The 16,624-nt window shown below is 52.9% G+C and carries 17 protein-coding genes; 11 read left to right on the top strand and 6 right to left on the bottom strand.

Annotation, left to right across the window (positions count from 1 at the left end; genetic code table 11):
• Nucleotides 1-101: 101 nt before the first annotated feature.
• Nucleotides 102-1,136 (top strand): Glu/Leu/Phe/Val dehydrogenase family protein, encoded by a 1,035-nt coding sequence (locus H681_RS19905; protein ID WP_015478691.1) that lies wholly within the window; start codon nucleotides 102-104, stop codon nucleotides 1,134-1,136.
• A gap of 185 nt (nucleotides 1,137-1,321) precedes the next feature.
• On the opposite strand, the gene H681_RS19900 is transcribed toward H681_RS19905, so the two are convergent.
• The gene (locus H681_RS19900; protein WP_015478690.1) at nucleotides 1,322-1,537 is read right to left on the bottom strand and encodes a YebG family protein; all 216 of its coding nucleotides are present in this window, start codon (nucleotides 1,535-1,537) and stop codon (nucleotides 1,322-1,324) included.
• A 762-nt stretch (nucleotides 1,538-2,299) separates the two neighbouring features.
• Between H681_RS19900 and H681_RS26060 the strand changes: the two genes are divergently transcribed.
• Genes H681_RS26060 through H681_RS26470 form a run of 4 tightly spaced genes read left to right on the top strand, consistent with a single transcriptional unit; the run spans nucleotide 2,300 to nucleotide 7,129 of the window.
• Nucleotides 2,300-3,112, top strand: coding sequence for a site-specific integrase (locus tag H681_RS26060; RefSeq protein WP_157883347.1), 813 nt, complete (start codon nucleotides 2,300-2,302; stop codon nucleotides 3,110-3,112).
• Nucleotides 3,109-4,590, top strand: a complete 1,482-nt coding sequence (locus H681_RS26480) for a hypothetical protein (RefSeq protein WP_157883346.1) — start codon at nucleotides 3,109-3,111, stop codon at nucleotides 4,588-4,590. Before H681_RS26060 ends, H681_RS26480 begins: the two co-directional genes overlap by 4 nt.
• Entirely contained in the window at nucleotides 4,577-6,697 is a 2,121-nt protein-coding gene (locus tag H681_RS26475) for a hypothetical protein (protein WP_157883345.1), read from the top strand. Before H681_RS26480 ends, H681_RS26475 begins: the two co-directional genes overlap by 14 nt.
• Nucleotides 6,698-6,757: 60 nt before the next feature.
• Nucleotides 6,758-7,129, top strand: coding sequence for a hypothetical protein (locus H681_RS26470; protein ID WP_157883344.1), 372 nt, complete (start codon nucleotides 6,758-6,760; stop codon nucleotides 7,127-7,129).
• An 8-nt stretch (nucleotides 7,130-7,137) separates the two neighbouring features.
• Here H681_RS26470 and H681_RS19890 read toward each other — a convergent pair whose 3' ends face one another.
• On the bottom strand, nucleotides 7,138-7,461 hold the full coding sequence (locus H681_RS19890) for a helix-turn-helix domain-containing protein (protein ID WP_015478688.1): 324 nt from the start codon (nucleotides 7,459-7,461) through the stop codon (nucleotides 7,138-7,140).
• Between the two features lie 46 nt (nucleotides 7,462-7,507).
• Between H681_RS19890 and H681_RS26465 the strand changes: the two genes are divergently transcribed.
• From H681_RS26465 to H681_RS26055, 3 genes are all read left to right on the top strand, one after another.
• Complete coding sequence (locus tag H681_RS26465; RefSeq protein ID WP_162140834.1) at nucleotides 7,508-8,056, top strand: hypothetical protein; 549 nt, start codon at nucleotides 7,508-7,510, stop codon at nucleotides 8,054-8,056.
• A gap of 132 nt (nucleotides 8,057-8,188) precedes the next feature.
• Complete coding sequence (locus H681_RS27295; protein ID WP_015478687.1) at nucleotides 8,189-8,794, top strand: DUF6088 family protein; 606 nt, start codon at nucleotides 8,189-8,191, stop codon at nucleotides 8,792-8,794.
• 26 nt (nucleotides 8,795-8,820) lie between these two features.
• Nucleotides 8,821-9,474 (top strand): HAD family hydrolase, encoded by a 654-nt coding sequence (locus H681_RS26055; protein WP_236620492.1) that lies wholly within the window; start codon nucleotides 8,821-8,823, stop codon nucleotides 9,472-9,474.
• A 9-nt stretch (nucleotides 9,475-9,483) separates the two neighbouring features.
• On the opposite strand, the gene H681_RS26050 is transcribed toward H681_RS26055, so the two are convergent.
• Together H681_RS26050 and H681_RS19880 are read right to left on the bottom strand one after the other, a co-directional pair.
• Nucleotides 9,484-10,299 carry an inositol monophosphatase family protein gene (locus tag H681_RS26050; protein WP_157883342.1) on the bottom strand — a complete coding sequence of 272 codons (816 nt, stop codon included), beginning with the start codon at nucleotides 10,297-10,299 and terminating at the stop codon, nucleotides 9,484-9,486.
• A gap of 466 nt (nucleotides 10,300-10,765) precedes the next feature.
• Nucleotides 10,766-12,544: an acyl-CoA dehydrogenase C-terminal domain-containing protein gene (locus tag H681_RS19880; protein ID WP_015478684.1), complete on the bottom strand. Its 1,779-nt coding sequence runs from the start codon at nucleotides 12,542-12,544 to the stop codon at nucleotides 10,766-10,768.
• Between the two features lie 906 nt (nucleotides 12,545-13,450).
• Between H681_RS19880 and H681_RS19875 the strand changes: the two genes are divergently transcribed.
• Nucleotides 13,451-13,759, top strand: coding sequence for a putative quinol monooxygenase (locus H681_RS19875; protein ID WP_015478683.1), 309 nt, complete (start codon nucleotides 13,451-13,453; stop codon nucleotides 13,757-13,759).
• Nucleotides 13,749-14,063, top strand: coding sequence for a LysR family transcriptional regulator (locus H681_RS19870; RefSeq protein ID WP_015478682.1), 315 nt, complete (start codon nucleotides 13,749-13,751; stop codon nucleotides 14,061-14,063). The genes H681_RS19875 and H681_RS19870 overlap by 11 nt, the downstream gene beginning before the upstream one ends.
• Nucleotides 14,064-14,134: 71 nt before the next feature.
• On the opposite strand, the gene H681_RS19865 is transcribed toward H681_RS19870, so the two are convergent.
• Complete coding sequence (locus H681_RS19865; RefSeq protein WP_015478681.1) at nucleotides 14,135-15,181, bottom strand: AraC family transcriptional regulator; 1,047 nt, start codon at nucleotides 15,179-15,181, stop codon at nucleotides 14,135-14,137.
• Nucleotides 15,178-16,386 (bottom strand): AraC-like transcriptional regulator QhpR, encoded by a 1,209-nt coding sequence (gene qhpR, locus H681_RS19860; protein ID WP_236620491.1) that lies wholly within the window; start codon nucleotides 16,384-16,386, stop codon nucleotides 15,178-15,180. Before qhpR ends, H681_RS19865 begins: the two co-directional genes overlap by 4 nt.
• A gap of 46 nt (nucleotides 16,387-16,432) precedes the next feature.
• On the opposite strand from qhpR, the gene H681_RS26460 reads away from it, so the two are divergent.
• A complete protein-coding gene (locus H681_RS26460) occupies nucleotides 16,433-16,579 on the top strand; it encodes a hypothetical protein (RefSeq protein ID WP_157883341.1) in 147 nt (48 codons plus the stop codon).
• The last annotated feature ends 45 nt before the right edge of the window (nucleotides 16,580-16,624 follow it).

Genomic DNA, 16,624 nt, shown 5'->3' with positions numbered 1-16,624 from the left:
GCGCTCGTCCAGTCTCCGGTGGCGCTACGCTCCCCGCGGACTGCCTATACTGTTAGGGCCCTGATGCAAGGGCGCCCGGTCAACAGCAAGGGAGCGCCGCCATGTTCGACATGATGGAAGCCACCCGGCTCGAGTCGCTGCATCTCACCCAGGACCCGGCCACGGGACTCAAGGCCATCATCGCCATCCACAATTCCCGGCTCGGGCCGGCGCTGGGTGGTTGCCGCTATCTACCCTATCCCAGCCAGGACGCCGCCCTGCGCGATGCCGCGCGGCTGGCCCAGGGCATGAGCTACAAGGCCGCGCTGGCCGGCCTTCGCCAGGGCGGCGGCAAGGCGGTGATCATTCGCCCGCCGCACGTGGCCAATCGAGGCGAACTGTTCGAAGCCTTCGGGCGTTTCATCGATTCCCTGGGCGGCGCCTACATCACCGCAGTGGACAGCGGCACCTCCAGCGCGGACATGGACTGCATTGCCCAGTACACCCGCCATGTGACCAGCACCACCAGCGGCGGCGATCCCTCGCCGCACACGGCGCTGGGGGTGTTCTCCGGCATCCGCGCCAGCGCCCAGGCACGCCTGGGCAGCGACGACCTGGAAGGCCTGCGGGTCGCCATCCAGGGCCTGGGACATGTGGGCTATGCGCTGGCCGAGCACCTGGCCGCCGCCGGCGCGGAGCTGCTGGTGAGCGATATCGATTCGGGAAAGGTGCAACTGGCGGTGGAGCAACTGGGCGCACGCCCGGTGCCCAACGAAGCGCTGCTCACCACGCCTTGCGACATTCTCGCGCCGTGCGGGCTGGGCGGGGTGCTGACATCGCAGGTGGTGGGCCACCTGCGCTGTGCGGCGGTGGCGGGCGCGGCGAACAATCAGTTGGCGCAGCCGGTGGTGGCCGACGAGCTGGAGGGGCGGGGGATCCTCTACGCGCCGGATTACGTGATCAACTCCGGCGGGCTGATCTACGTCGCATTGCAGCACCAGGACGAGTCGTTGCCGACCATCACCGCGCACTTGTCGCGGATCGCCGAGCGGTTGACCGAGGTGTACGCCCATGCCCAGGCCGATCACCTGTCGCCGGCGCGAATCGCCGACAAGCTGGCCGAGCGGATTCTCTACGGGGAATATTCAGGGCACTGAAGGAGCCATGCATTCCCTTAGGAGCGGACCTTGTCCACGAAATCCATCGCGGAGGAATGAGGTGTTCAAGGTGACTGCCGCGGTTCGCGTGGAGACATTCCCGGCACCGGCCCTGCCGGTACATCGCGGACGAAGTCCTACGAAAGCTGCACCTCGACGTCGGACTTCGTCCGCGATGGGTCGGCTTACTCTTCGGCCGCGGCCTCGCTGAAAATCTCGTTCAACGCATCGGGCTGGTTCTTGAAGGCGCGGGCGAAGGCGTCGCGGTTCTTGGCCATGAAAATGCCGATTTCCTCGACCTGCTCCTCCTTGAGCGAAGGCACCGCCTTCTGCAGAACCTCGGCAAGCGTTTCCGCCAGCTCCAGCATCTTGTCGTGCCGGTCGGCTTCTGCCTTATCCATGATTTTCTATACCGGAAGGTGCCTAGTTGTTAATTCTTAAATTGAATATTCGTGAGATTGCTAATTTCTAAATTCAATTATGATCGGCTTTAAATATTCAAGTGCTGCGATTAAAGTTTGAGCGTGCATCAGCGTAATGCTCATGGTCCACGGTTAACCTGCTTCTCGATCAGTCCATATCTAGATGACGAGACGGTAGCTGTGCCCGACAATCCGTCGAGGTATAGCTATGTCTATCGAGTCCTTACGAAAGTTAATTGCTGGTCTTCCGCTCATTCAATCTTTTGAACTGCGACCAATTCATATGCTCGTGGTTTTAAAACTATCTGCTATTCGTAGTTCTAAAATCCTATTCTTCTTGTTTAAGAGGGATGGGCAATGAGTCGCCTAGATTTCGTAGTGGAGAAGTTTTCTCTCAATGGGTGTGTCAGATACGTGCTGAGTGGAAATATGCATAGTCCACCTTTCAGTGCGTCTTTGTATGAAGCGTATCTATTTGCTAGAGGCGGCGGCCAGCGAGGTAGTGGAAGGACAATTATGCAGCAACTTGCCTACCTGTTTACGTGGGGGAATCGAGAAGGTGTCGACATCGATAAACTGATGTTGTGTGGGTTTGGTCTCAATCGAGTTGGTGTAGTTTCATTTGGTCGCTGGTTGAAAGGGTTGAAGGATTTACGGAGTGGTGAGCCTCTTTCTAGTGATTATATTTATCAGATTTTTTGTAGTGCCCGAAAATTCGCTTTTTGGCACGTTCTGCGAAATATGTCAGGCCGCAAGGGAAATGCTGCAGTCCTGGATACGAAAGATGCATTGGAGGTGTTAAAAATTTTTTGGGATGTCCCGTTTAGAGTTAACGGGCACGATCTGGAATTTTCTGATTTTGATATGAGGTGTTATTCAGGGATTGAGAGGCATCTTTATGTAGATAGAAACTCATCAAGGGAGAATATTTCTCCTCAATGTTTCAGAGACTATCTGATTTGGAGGATAGCCTGGGAATTTGGTTTGCGAATAGGTGAGATATTAGCTTTAAGGCTCCAGGATCTGTATCTCTTTGGTAGTGATCCATATCTGCGAGTTGTACGACTGGATGAGCGAGACCTTAGCGAATATGACCCGAGGGGAGTTTATTCGCCAAAAGTGAAAACCCTGTCAAGAGATCTTGGGTTTATTGATAAAGACAGTAATCTTCCTGATGCTTTGGAAGATTATGTGTCAAGGTTTAGATGTTGGTCTGAGATTGGAGGGAGTAGGAATTTAGAGTCTGTCTCGCATAATTATTTATTCGTTTCCCATGGTGTGGGATGTCTCCCGCTTTCGTATTCCGCTGTCCGAAAATTGGCTCTAAAAGTTTCCGATGCTCTGGGGATGGATTTTAGATGGCACATGGTTCGTCACACGTTTTTTAACAAGTGGTACTCCGAGATACCAGAAGGTGACAAAGCAGCCTATGAGTCTTTGAGGTATTGGGGGGGGTGGAAGTCTGAAAAATCATTGAATATATATACTCGAAGAGCCATTCGGGACGCTGCGGTAAAAGGGCTTATAGGTTTTAATAGGAGAGCGTCGATGTGATTGACTCTTCAGGATTTCCACTGATAAACATGCGGTTAGGTATTTCCATTGACGCTTGTGGTGATAGGTGGGTTACAAGGTGGCGAGGTATCACATATTGCATCGATTTTTCCAAATTTAAGGTGCCAGAAGTCGTACTTGTCTCGGTATCTAAGTATTTGCGTAGGAAGTTACTTGAGGTTACTCCTGGAATAATGGTTCAAGTAAGTTTAGCTTTGGGGCTTCTCTCTGATGAATGGAATCCAAGCTGGAGCGACTTTTCCTCCATTTCGGAATGTGACTGGAGGTCGTTATGGCTGCATGCAAAAGGAACAAGATCCGAAACAAAGGTCATGACCATAAGGAGGATATATAAATTCTGTGCTGCTAAAAAGTTGGCAGGAGCAAACTCTCTTGGTGAATATCTATTAGATAGGCTCTCTGCATCTTATGAGCGAACAAAGTACCAGGAGGTTCTTGATTGGGATTCTGAAATCGGAGCGTTAGTCACCGCAGAATCTGAGCTATTACGGATTAACGTAATGAGGGAGCCTGAGGATGAAACTTGGGATAACTGTTCTCTGCGCCTTGTAATCTGGTCACTAATAGAAACAGTGAAAAGATTCGGTCAGATTGTAGCTATACCAAATGATGGGCTGTGGAATGCCGCGGAAGATACAAATGGCAGTGATTACTTTCTTTTGGTTCCAAAGTGGAAATATCAGTCAGGAAGAAAGCCTGAGCTTTGGCCAATCAGCGACGCCCTTGCTGAAGCAATTAAGAAATTTGGAAGAATACCAGGGGTTGCGGAGAAGCAGGCACTGGAAGGTAGGCTGTTTGTTACCAGCAAAGCTAGCCGATTTGATGACCCTAGAGGATGGGCGAGCTCTTCTATTGGAAGATGGATAGAAAGACGGTGCCTGATCAGTCCGCGAACTAAACAAAACATGATTTTGACAGCGACAAGGATTAGGCATAGTGGGGCAACTTCCTTGGCATTGAGAGGGGCATCAGCTAAAGAGATACAGTATATTCTTGAGCATGACTCTGAAAATGCCTCGTATGTTTACATCGATGCTATTGGGAGTGAGCTTAGACCTCTGACAGAGAAGGTCGATAATCGTCTAGGAGGCATGTTCTCTAGTCTAAATGAGACCTTCTTCAAAGGAGTAATATCGGAGAGTATTAGTGGCAATGAGATTTTTGTTCCTTTGGGCGAAAGGCCTGCAGTAGTTGGGGAGTGCTCATGCTCCACGGTATGCACCAAACACCCCTTCTTTAGTTGTTATAATGGTTGCAAATTCTTCATTGCTTGGAAAGATGGCGACCATAGGCGGGCTAGAGACTTTGTGCAGTCCGAATACACTAGATGGAATTCGGTACCAGGAGTGCACGAGCGAAGTAAAGTAGTAAGTGACTTCGAGAGGGTGTATCAGGCGATAGAGGATGTCATAAAAATTATTGAGTGCGAAGAGGACGAGAATCATGTCAGTCGCTAGCCTCGGTTGTTTTTTAGATGTCTATTCTGGATTTCTTCCGGAACATCAAAATGTACAGTCGGATAGATGGAATCTTGTTGGTTGGTTGTCTCGGCCAGGGAACTTCAGTTCTCTAAGTGTGAGCTTTGAGGGTTATCGTAATTATGAGCTTAAAGTGGCCGTTAAGCTGTTTGTATTGGATAAGCGAGCGTTAGATGGAGTCTCAGTTGCGTATATTGATAACTTAGTTAGGAGTTTGGCTGCTCTGGACAATGTTGTTCGCCAAAAGAAATTGGAGGAAATATCGGATGGTGATTTCTATCGCGCGGCTGAGTTGGGAGAGAAGCAGTTCAAGCGCGGAGTAAGAAGTCCACTTCAGCTGTTCTCTAAGTGGCTACTAGCTAGGTTTGGCATGAGAGTTAGCTATGAAGGATCTGATCGACGGGTGGTGGATTACGGGAGGTGGGGAACCGAGAGTGGTAAAAAGGATAAGTTAATCCCTGATGAGGTGATTTTTAAAGTATTTAGTATTGCAAGTTTATCTCGGCTGACTAAGGTGGACCGTTTTTATACATACTCTCTAATTCTGTGTTCAATTCTGGGGTTAAGGATTGGCGAATTGGCAGGGCTTCCAAAAAATTGCCTAATTTTTTTGGAAGGGGTTTATGTCGTGAAAATTTACGTTGAGAAATCTGGAAGATTGGGTGTAAGACACTTCCCGCAAGTTTTGGTTCCTACTGTAAAGCGGATAATAAAGTTTATTGAAAAGTGTACGGATGCTGGGCGCTCAATTGCGGAATCTCTAGAAAATAATCCGAAGTTAAATTGGCCAAAGATTGTATCCGATCGTGATGCTTTGAGGTTTTTCGTCATGCAGTTTTGCCACGAGTGGACTGCAGGAAATGTTCTGGTCAATCCCAAAGCGGTTTGGTCGCATAGCCTCAAGAGAGAGTTGGATGTCATGGCCGTTCTTGAGGCGGCTGGCTCTTATTCCAAGGCATCGAATTCACTTGGTATGACTGATCGTGCATTTCGCGACCTAGTCGTGAGGCAGCAAGCGGCAGTTGATGGGAAGTATCTCCTCTTCAACGCAAAGCGAGAAGCTGTCGTAGTAAATGAGTTTAGCGATAAATGGCAGGGCCGAGTCAGGATGAATCCGCTTGCGATAGGTATTGAAGTTTTGAATCGTAATTTGGAATTTAGCGTGGGTGATTATGTTTGTGAGATTAAGGATATTTTGGATGATGCGCTTGTTTGTCAGTTGAATTGTCGGGTTTATTCTCCAGATATATATCCAGACGTAAACCGGGAGGACTTCGTTAAGAAGGTAAATCCAGTAATTATGAGCGAAACAGGTGCAAGTGTTTTGCATCCCAAAGACGCACTCTATGTGGTTTCTGAAAATTTGCTAAATAGTTATAAGGTTAAACGTGGGAGTTTTACGGTCGTGAGTGTTGGTATGTTCACCGAGTGGTTGAGTGGAAGTAAAAAGAGAGAGGGGTTCTTGGTTAGGCATAAAGTGGTCGATTCTAGAACAGGTGAGATGGCAAGGTTCAGTTGGCACGATGTGAGGCATTGGCTTAATACTGTTTATAAGAGGGGTGGGCTGACAGATACACAGGTTGCATTGTTGCTTGGGCGGAAAAGTTCGGAGCAAACCGCTGTTTATGATCATGTTGGTATTCGAGATAGAGTAGCATCGATACGGAAAACTAGAGATTCAATTCGATCAGGTGAAGCGGCCGGTTACATTACTGATACATATAAGAGGCTAAGGGTTGTGGATGAAGGCAGGGCAGAGCAATACCTTGAGGCATCGACTTCTCTATTGAACTACATGCCTCATGGTGTATGTACGATGAATCTTGCATTAAATCCTTGCCCGCATCATCTCTCTTGCTTCTCTCATGGAAAGGAAGATGAAGCTTGTGAGCATCTTGTTATAGATGTCCAGAACCTTAGTCAAATTGCGCAGATTAGAAAGATTCATGACAGCTCCGAGAGGTTCATTAGAAGGTTGAAAGAGATTGGCAAAAGTGATAGTCCCCAGTTCATTCATTTTTCTAAGGTGTCAAGTTCCACGGGGAGGTATTTGGCATTATCTTCCAAAGAAAATAGCAAGAAGTGACTCGGAGGGTTTATGCAATTGCGTGGGCTGAGGCTAGAACAATATTTAGAGGTTAGACTCATGTCGTTGATTGAGGGCGAAGCGGCTAGCGGTCGAATTTATACCTATACGCAGTCGGGTTTTGCTCGCGATGCCAATGTGTCACGTGAGACTATTCGCAAGAAACAATGTTTTTTGGACTCGGTCTTAAAAAGATATGAAACCGAGCGGCGCCAGTCTGATGGGGGAAGGGAAGTTGATCTGTTAAGAGAGAAAGTGCAAAAGCTACAAGCTGAATTGGAGGTTTCTCGCGTAAAATATAACAGCTTGCGTGCGCAGCACGTAAAAATTTTCGAGGCTATATATTATTCATCTGCTGATCTAGGGAATCTAATTTTTGAGCTTGAAAACATTGGGTTTACTAAGTTGAATTTCTCTTTAATGGTTAAGTAAGCGCCTTCTTAAAGTTGAAGATCGCTTTGAGATAAGAGATCTTTAAAGTGCTCTAAGGATTTTAATTCCTCACTGATGATTTGAGTCAGCTCCTCCACGGAAGCATTCTGAGTTGGACCACCGAGCAGATAGGTGAATGCAACCATTGTCGCGGGGTGAACCTCGAGAACGGAGCAGAGATCGTCGAGTTTCTGTAGTGTCACGCTTGATTTACCTCGCTCAAGGAAACTGACCGTCTGGCGACTGCTGACGGTTTCGAAATTCTCTTGCAACAGCCCTTTCTTCAGCCTGGCCAACCTCAAGGCCTGTCCAAACGGTTTTTTCGTCTCCATCTCGCCCCCCCGCAAAAGAGAGCGATAAAGCGCTGTTGAACGCGATATGACTACCAGATATCTTAGTCATGGAAGTGATCTATTCTCATTTGCCTGGTTTCTTGTGCTGCCTTTGCCAATCTCAGAGCTCGGAGGATATGTAGTGCGACGACCACAATGGCTTGAAGATGCTGATCAAAGGAGGACGGCAGGTCTTGGTAGTGATTGCGCATTCGGATCGAGTGCGCCGGTGCTTCTTCTCGATATATCAGTTCGTCGCAAGAGCACACCTAGAAAGTTATTCCTCACGATTAGCAATCTTGCAGATCTAAAAGGATTGATTTATAGGCAGGATGCTGAATTTGAAATAGAAAGAATTTATATAAAATCATCTCGATTGTTTCATGATAAGTTGGTTTGGTGTGTTGATGTGGTTGATGAGATATTTCATGTTTCTGATTTGATGGCCGGCCGTTTGGGGGTGGTTTATTTGACAGAAAGCCAACAATGCATTTTCTCTGAACCAGGCGACTGGGGAGCGGTTGTTAATATTGAAAAAACAGTCTACTCATCGAATATAAGACGCTTATCTAATCCTCTTGGTCGCCGTAGGTGAATTTCTCCGCTTTGGGTCTGGTTGAGATTGTCTATCGCTGTGTGTTTGATATTGGGATGTGTATGATTCACCGCAGTGGCAGCGTGGAGTACTTACTGGTCGTAGAGAGATACTAACTCTCACGGGGGGGATATGTCTGTTGTCGATAAAGTTTTAGTTCGAATCAAGAGAGTAAAGATAGGAGAGCCATTCTTATGCGGGAAATTCGAAGGGCTCGGGTCTCGGGGCTCTGTAAATGGTGCTCTCCGCCGCCTAGCTAAAACTGGTGTGATTGAAAGGATCTCACGAGGGGTATACGTGCGGCCGTTAGTCCATAAGGATATTGGAAAAATATGCCCTGGGTGTATTAAGGTTTTGCGCCTTATTTCCAGTTCAAGTGGAGAGATCTTTCAGGTTCATGGATTGGAAGCATTAAGACGATTTGGCGTCGGTACAAGGATCTTAGTGTTTCCTACTTTTTATACTAGCGGTCGCACCAGGACGTTAGTCATTGGAGGGCTGGCTGTTGAACTTTTCCATGCTCGCAAAGACTGGTTGCAGAATCCTGAGTCACTAGCGGGATTAGCACTCGTGGCTATGTTTCAACTTGGTAAGCTGTCGCTCGATGGCACGATATGCTCTATGATTCTTCGGCGTCTGCCTTGTGAGGAGCTGGAAAAGTTAATGGAATCCAAAATGCCAAGCTGGATGCGGCGGCAGTGTGAGATAGCAATAAAGGAACTGTCGTCTAAATGCTAAGCTAGATAGTTTGTGGGAAGCCGCAAATGCATAACTCAAATGCCTATTTTGCTATGCCAGAAGTTGTTGTTTTTGATGTGTTTGGCACCTTGCTTCGCATAGGTGATCGCAAACATCCTTTCCTCAAACTGATGAAGCTTGCCAGGAATATGGGGCGTCGGCCAACCCCTGATGATGCGCGAATTCTTATGTGTGAGGACTTGGGACTTGCTGCGGCGGCTCAGCGCTTCGAGGTTGAAGTCACACTCTCTCAGCTAGCGGAATTGGAGCATGATCTGCTCTGCGAGTTGGGTAGTATCAAGCTCTATCCCGACTCTCTACCAGCTATCCGAATTCTGCAGGACGCTGGAATAAGTGTTGCTGTTTGTTCGAATCTCGCAGCACCATATGCTCTCCCTGTAATGCTCCTCCTCCCTCACCTTGATGCGTATTCCTGGAGCTTTAGGGTAGGCGCCGTTAAGCCGGAGCGCGCGATCTACGAGCAGGTGTCTCTGCAACTGAACTGCCCATTATCAAGCATGGTCATGATTGGCGATACGCTCGAGGCTGATTGTCTTGGCCCCCGACGATTCGGCATGCGAGGCTTTCACCTAAATCGATCCGGTAGAGCAGATGTCGACACCTTCGCGGACCTCACTTCGTTTTCTCAGTTCTTATTGAAATTACACCGGCGAACTTGAGAAAGGGTGTCAGGCTTGCTCGGCCAAATAGGTCGGCACGAGACGTCGCCAATTTCGCTTACTGAGTTGCTGGCAGGCCGCAGGCTCGCCCCCAAAACATCCCAGCACTTGGCCGGTAAACAGCGCGTATCTGTTGTACTGGATGGCGAATCCTTGATGATCAAGCAGGTCGCCTCCGGCCGCACGTAACAGAGCATGTCCAGCTACAACATCGTGAGGGGCGACCGGATACAGCGAGATTGCAGCAATGCCGTCACCTGCGGCTACTCGAGCCAATCGGTAGGCAACACTGGTCATCGGATGGCAGAGGGCTGGAGCGCAAAGCTCATTGTTCAGGTTTAGATGGGCCTCTGCCGCCGCGCTTACGAAAACTGTGGTGCCGGACACTAGCGGCTGCAGAGGTTTCGGAGTGAGGATCGTACCGTTGCGCCAGATTCCTACGCTGCCTTGTTGCCAGGCTATGCAGTCCGACCCTTGCTGCGTGAATGGGGCGTGTACGACGCCCAAAACTGGTTGCTGCTCATGAAGCAGTCCAACAGAGATGGCAGAGCCCATCCCTGTCCGGAGAAAATCGGATGTGCCGTCGTTGGGATCGACCACCCAGCAAGATGGATCGCCGCTGAGGTGCACGCCAGTCTCTTCACCAACGAAATCGCAGGGCAAAATCTCCATCAGCCCTTTTCGCAGAAGCTCTTCTATCTCGACATCAACGTCCGCTTTATCAATCGCCCCGCGTGGGCCGCCGGGTCGCGAGGCCTCTTGAACAATTAGCTTACCCAGTTGCATTACCAGTTCGACTACAGCGGGCAGAATCAAAGCTGGCATCGATGCTCTCCGTTACTGGGGGGCCGCTCTCAGTTTGCGCTATTGCGGTCCCGATATGCGCTTCTACGCAACGTGACGCTGAAGATTTGACCTGCATATCAGGACAGCTACTACCGTGGGATCTAGAGTGCGAAGGGAGCGCTGCCAGCGCCCCCTTGTGCAGATCAATTACAGTCTGGCTGATCACCAGTGCCACGTGAAGGTTCGTGAGAGTGACTTACTGATAGATTCCCATTCGATGCACGCCAGATAAGCCTCTATGACTTGAACCCAAGGCGTTGTCGATGATGTCTATAGGGACATACCGGTCTAGATACTTTGGTCTTGGTCTGTCCCGGAACTGGTGTAAGCACTTCGACGTTTTCACACAGCCTGAACCCATAGCTGCCCCTCATAGGAGACAGCTAGCGGCCGGAAAGGTATGGCTCAATCGCGTGCAACAACTTTCTGAAGCGCGAATTGACCCTCAGAGCTGCGAGGCGTCCAGCAGGTACAGCGACTCGCTGCCCGCCTTCACCGAAGCGCTCAGGGAGTGGATGCGCGGCAGCAGGCGGGCGAAGTAGAAGCGCGCGGTGCCCAGCTTGCTGGCGTAGAACTCGTCCTGGCCTTCCTTGCCCAGCGCAGCGCGAGCCATCAGGGCCCACATGTACGCGTAGGCGGTGTAGCCGAATGCGTGCAGATACTCGACCGACGCGGCGCCGATCTCGTTCGGGTTGCCCTTGGCGCGGTCCAGCACCCAGGCGGTCAGTTCGTCCAGGTTCTGCACGGCGGCGTTCAGCGGGCCGGTGAACTCGGAAAGCTCGGCCGAGGCCGAGGCGGTGAATGCACGGATCTCGTCGGTGAACAGCTTGGCGTAGGCGCCGCCGCTGCCGACGATCTTGCGGCCCATCAGGTCCAGCGCCTGGATGCCGTTGGTGCCTTCGTAGATCTGGGTGATGCGGCAGTCGCGCACCAACTGCTCCTGGCCCCACTCGCGGATGAAGCCGTGGCCGCCGAAGATCTGCTGGCCATGAATGGTGGTTTCCAGGCCCATGTCGGTGAGGAAGGCCTTGGCCACCGGGGTCAGCAGGGCGACCAGTTCCTCGGCGCGCTTGCGGGTGGTCGGCTCTTCGCTGTACTTGGCGGTGTCCAGCTGCATCGCAACGTAGCTGGAGAAGGCGCGGCCGCCCTCGTTCAGCGCCTTCATGGTCAGCAGCATGCGACGCACGTCCGGATGCACGATGATCGGGTCGGCGGCCTTGTCCTTGGCGACCGGGCCGGTCGGTGCGCGGCTCTGGATACGCTCGCGGGCGTATTCCACGGCGCTCTGGTAGGAACGCTCGCCGGTGGCCAGGCCCTGGATGCCCACGCCCAGGCGCTCGTAGTTCATCATGGTGAACATGGCGGCCAGGCCCTTGTTCGGCTCGTCGACGATCCAGCCGGTGGCGCCGTCGAAGTTCATCACGCAGGTGGCGGAGCCCTTGATGCCCATCTTGTGCTCGATGGAGCCACAGGACACGGCATTGCGCTCGGCCAGGGAGCCGTCTGCGTTGACCATCACCTTCGGCACCAGGAACAGCGAGATGCCCTTGGAACCGGCCGGCGCGTCGGGCAGTTTGGCCAGCACCAGGTGGATGATGTTCTCGGTGAGGTCGTGCTCGCCGCCGGTGATGAAGATCTTGGTGCCGGAAATCTTGAAGCTGCCATCGGCCTGCGGTTCGGCCTTGGTGCGGATCATGCCCAGGTCGGTGCCGGCGTGCGGCTCGGTCAGGCACATGGAGCCCGCCCAGGTGCCGGCGTACATGTTCGGCAGGAACTTGGCCTTGAGTTCTTCGCTGGCGTGGTTGAGCAGCGACAGGCAGGCGCCGGCGGTCAGCATCGGGTACAGGCCGAAGGACAGGTTGGCCGCGTTGACCATTTCCTCGACCTGGGCGCCAATCACCTTGGGCATGCCCATGCCGCCGAATTCCGGCGCGCCGCCCACGCCCACCCAGCCGCCTTCGGCGTAGGTGCGGTAGGCCTCGGGGAAGCCGGCCGGGGTCTTCACGCCCTCGGCGCTCCAGCTGCAGCCTTCTTCGTCGCCGCTGCGGTTCAGCGGGGCGATCACGCCTGCGGTGACCTTGCCGGCCTCTTCGAGAATCGCGCTGGCGGTCTCGGCGTCGACGGTCTCGGCCAGCGCCGGCAGTTCTGCCCAGAGCTTGGCAACCTCGAAGACCTCATTGAGGACGAATTGCATGTCACGCAGGGGAGCTTTGTAGTCAGACATTGTTATCCACTCGTACAGAGGGACGCGAAAAAGCGCCCCGCGTTATTCACTGAATCTCGTACCTACAAACCATATGCACGCGAAGATCGCTGCGAAGCCTGCACACCACCAACCACGTGATTGTCAGCACATAGCGTCCCTCCCCTGATCCGAATTTGGATGCTCGTGAGCGAACTGCCGAACGGCCTGATTGCAGCTGGAGCTGCGCTGACGACATGTTTGTCATGGCTGCCTTATCGGTCATCTGTCGACTGACTGAGCAGCGGAACGGCACGCGCCTGGGCGATATCAAGTCTAGGGAGATGGCAGCTGGATGCCGATGTCGGAAAATGCCTCGATCGAATGTCACTTTTTGCAACCCAGGACCGGAAGCTCAGCTGCATGCTGCGAAAGAGACTCGGCATCAGTGGGGCTTGTCGGGACAGCCCTGCGCCGCCTGTGCGATGAAAGAATTTCATAGCGGCGAATCAGAAATAGAGCTCGCCGCAACATCGACATTGGGCATTCGGGCTGCTTAGTCATCACCCGCTCCTTACGCATAGATGTTCTGCAGTCCACCAGTCTGTTCGCCGCCAGCGATTTGCAACCCTAGCTCAGCCAGCCCGTCGAACTTGTCGCCCAGTGAGGGAGTTCCAGCGGACCAGACCGCTGGTCGTGCCTTAATGATCTTTTGTGAGACATTATTGACTCATATGAGTCTTAATGGAATCATTTGTTTGCCGGCTCCGGACATCCGAAGTGCCGGTGAGATCCTGATCGACACGCCTGAGTCGCAAACGATACGAGTGCCGTTCGGATAGCTCTGCCCTGGTTCCGCCAGCATGAGGCTGGCTCTAGGAGTCCGCGTAAAGGATGTGTTTCAACAGTGTCGGGGCTCTTTGAGGCCGCACGTTCGAGGCTGAGATCATGTTGCAGAAGAAAGTGGTCGGTACCCTGGAAGTCCTTATTTCATCGATTAAGGATCTATCTCTGGAAAGCAGCATCCTTGCGTGCCTAAGTCGACTGCGCGCCGCAAGAGGGTGCCTTGAGTATCGCTTTACTCGAAGCCATGAGCAGCCCGATCTCTGGATACTGCAGAGCCAGTGGGCCAGTGAGGAGGACATGGAGAACCATATGGGCTGTCGCGATTTGACCGATCTGATTCAGCTGCTCGCCAAGTTCAGCAGAGCCCTGCAGTTTTCCACCCGCAATGGAGGTGGGGCTAATGCGCTTTGATGAGCAGGTCTTACGTGAGGTCGATCTGAATTCGCTGGTGACCTTTATGGTGGTGTACCGGGAGAAGAGCGTTTCTCGCGCAGCCCAAATGCTGAGCGTCACTCAGCCTGCGATCAGCAATTCGCTTCGAAAGCTGCGGTGCAAATTTTCTGACCCGCTATTTTTGCCACGCTGTCGGTACCTGGAGGCAACGCCTTTGGCGATGCGGATGGCAGAACTGCTGGAGCCTGCGATGCATAGCCTGCAGGGCGTACTGACGCCTGACTATCTGCGCTCAAGCAGCCCCGATTCAGGCAGGGCATGAATCAGTTATCTGTGCCAGATTTCGCGGGCTCCAATCGACTGGTTTCAAGGAGCCTTGCACACAAGATTCCGCTAACTCTTTCTGCGCTTTTGCAATAGAAGCGGCTGACGTTTTGTGCAGTGCTGTCGCTGCCATTCAAGCGGTGTCGTCCCGAACCAGCGGTGGAAGGCCCGGGAAAAGACGCTTGAGTCTGCATACCCGAGTAGCTCTGCGATCTGCGCCACGCTCAGGATAGGGTTCTCCAGGTAGCTCCGTGCCATTGTCTGACGTGTATCGTCGAGTATCCGCTGGAACGTGATTCCTTCCTGGGCCAGGCGACGTTGTAGCGTTCGTGGAGTGAGGATCATGCAGTCGGCAACCTTCTCGACAGTGGCCTGCCCACCAGGTAGTAAGTCTCGCAATAGCTGCCGGATGTAATTGGGTAGTTCACCGGTAGCCAGACGTTCCATTCGGCGGATGTGTTCTTCGAGCAGGTGATGGAGATGCTCGTTGGCTGCATTGAGTGCTACGGAAAGCACTGAAGTATCAAACTGAATGCCAGTGACGTTGCTATCGAAGATTGGCGCGATATCAAGCTGCCGCAGATAGCTGGAAATGTCGCTGAGGGGGGCGTGCCGGAGCAGCACCGCTCGCGGTTGCCAGTCCTTGCCCACCAACGCGCGCATGAGCTCAAGCGCGACCCCGCAGGCCAACTCTTCAGCCTGATCTAGGCCAGGCATGTAGCGTTCCTTCACGTGATGGTCGAGGGTTACGAGGTTGCCATCCACTCTCAGCACAATTTCCGCTGCTCCGTTGTACAGCGCGAAGTAATTGCCCAGTTCGTAAAGCGCATTGCCTACCGTCTCGCAGTTGCGGATCAGGAAGAGCAGTTCACCAAATACGTCGACGCCCTGATGCAGCCCCAATTGCAGGCCGAACAGAGGGTTCCCCGAACGTTGTCGGCATAGTTCGAGAAGTGCACAGTAGCGGCGGTAGGACAGGATTCCTTCCGGGCGACTCAGGAGGCTTTCCGGGAGCGATACGTCGCGCAGCAATCCCTTCGCGTTGAGGCCCTGGGCGTTAGCAAACTCGTCGAAGCCAGTAAGGCCGATAGCGCGAATGAATGGGTTGGGGTTCATGACTGGATGCCCGGCGTTTTAGGCTGGCGAAAGGTGGCAGGGGAGTAGTCCGTGCCTAGATCCATTGGTTGCCGGCCCTGTCGATACAGTTGTCGCCATTGCTGCGGGCCGACGCCATACCAACGGTCAAATGCTCGGGAAAATGCACTCAGGTCTGCGTAGCCAAGCAGCTCTGCAAGCCGAGTCAGGTTGACGGATGAGTCGCAGAGATAGCGCGTTGCCATGGATTTGCGGGTCTTATCGAGTAGCTCCTGAAAGCCTGTACCTTCAGCCCGCAGATAGCGTTGTAGCGTACGTGGGCTGATTAGCATGTGCTCGGCGATTCGCTCCAGGGTCAGTTGGCCTGTAGGCAGCTGGTTTCGCAGAAGCTTCTGCACATAGGCTGGAACTTCCGCCAAGGTGATCCGCGACAGTTCATCGATGTGCTGTTGCATCAATTGATGGAAGCGCTCGTCCGTGGCATCCAGTTTGACCTCCAGCAGCGAAGCATCGAAGAGCCAGGCGTTCATCGGGCAATCAAATCGAGGAGTGACCCCAAGCAGGCTCCGATACGCGCCTGAATGTCCTCCTGCCGAATGACGTAGCAGCAGCCCGGCCGGTTTCCAGCTGTTGCCAAGCAGGCTCTGCATGATCCGCGCGCCCATGCCAATGGCCAACTCGACGGTTTGTCTTGCCGAAGTAATGTCATCGTCCGTTACGTCGTAGAGGAAGTGAGCGACACCCGCACGATTTTCAAGCCGGATTTCGGCGCCATCGCTATGGGTATGCAGGCATCGCACCAAAGCATTGAGAGCCTCCCCGACCGAGCCGGTGCTGCGTATCACGTAGGCAAGGTCCCCCAGTCCCTGGGCGCCCTGGCTAAGGCCATATTGCAGCCCGAACAGCGGGTTGCCGGAGCGCTCGGCGCAGACCTCAAGCAAGGCATTGAAGCGGGTGCCCGGTATCAGGCCATCCTGGGCGTCGATTGGGAGGCCAGCGAGCTCCAGCATTAGGCGAGGATCGAGCCCCTGAGCGGTGAGGAAGGGGGCGAGCCCGAGAAGGGCGATACCGCGCACGAAGGAAGTCATCGCCATTACCTGAATTAGGCGGCAGCTGTGTTTTTCTGCCGGTGAAATCCGATGAGTGATGTTGTCATGCATTGTCTTTTTTGTGGCGTCATCTGCAAAGCTTTTCCACTGCTCGCTCAGCAGAATCGATCTTGCCAATAACAAGAAACCTGCATCCGCACCTCGCGAATGCTGGAGGTTGTCAATGCGTCGAGTTCTTTTCGCCTGCCTGGCTGTTGCCTTGGCCGCTGGCGCTATTCACTCCATCAAATCGCCGATCCTGCTCGTCGTTGCCCAACAGCCGACGGCACATCCGATTGTGAGCATTGGCCAGATATTCGGCCGCTTCTGAAAGCGTCAAATCCGATCGTCATCAGCTGCATTCCGGGCCGGCTTC

This window comes from Pseudomonas sp. ATCC 13867 (genome assembly GCF_000349845.1).
Taxonomy (GTDB): domain Bacteria; phylum Pseudomonadota; class Gammaproteobacteria; order Pseudomonadales; family Pseudomonadaceae; genus Pseudomonas.
This window is presented reverse-complemented; position numbering and strand designations above follow the sequence as displayed.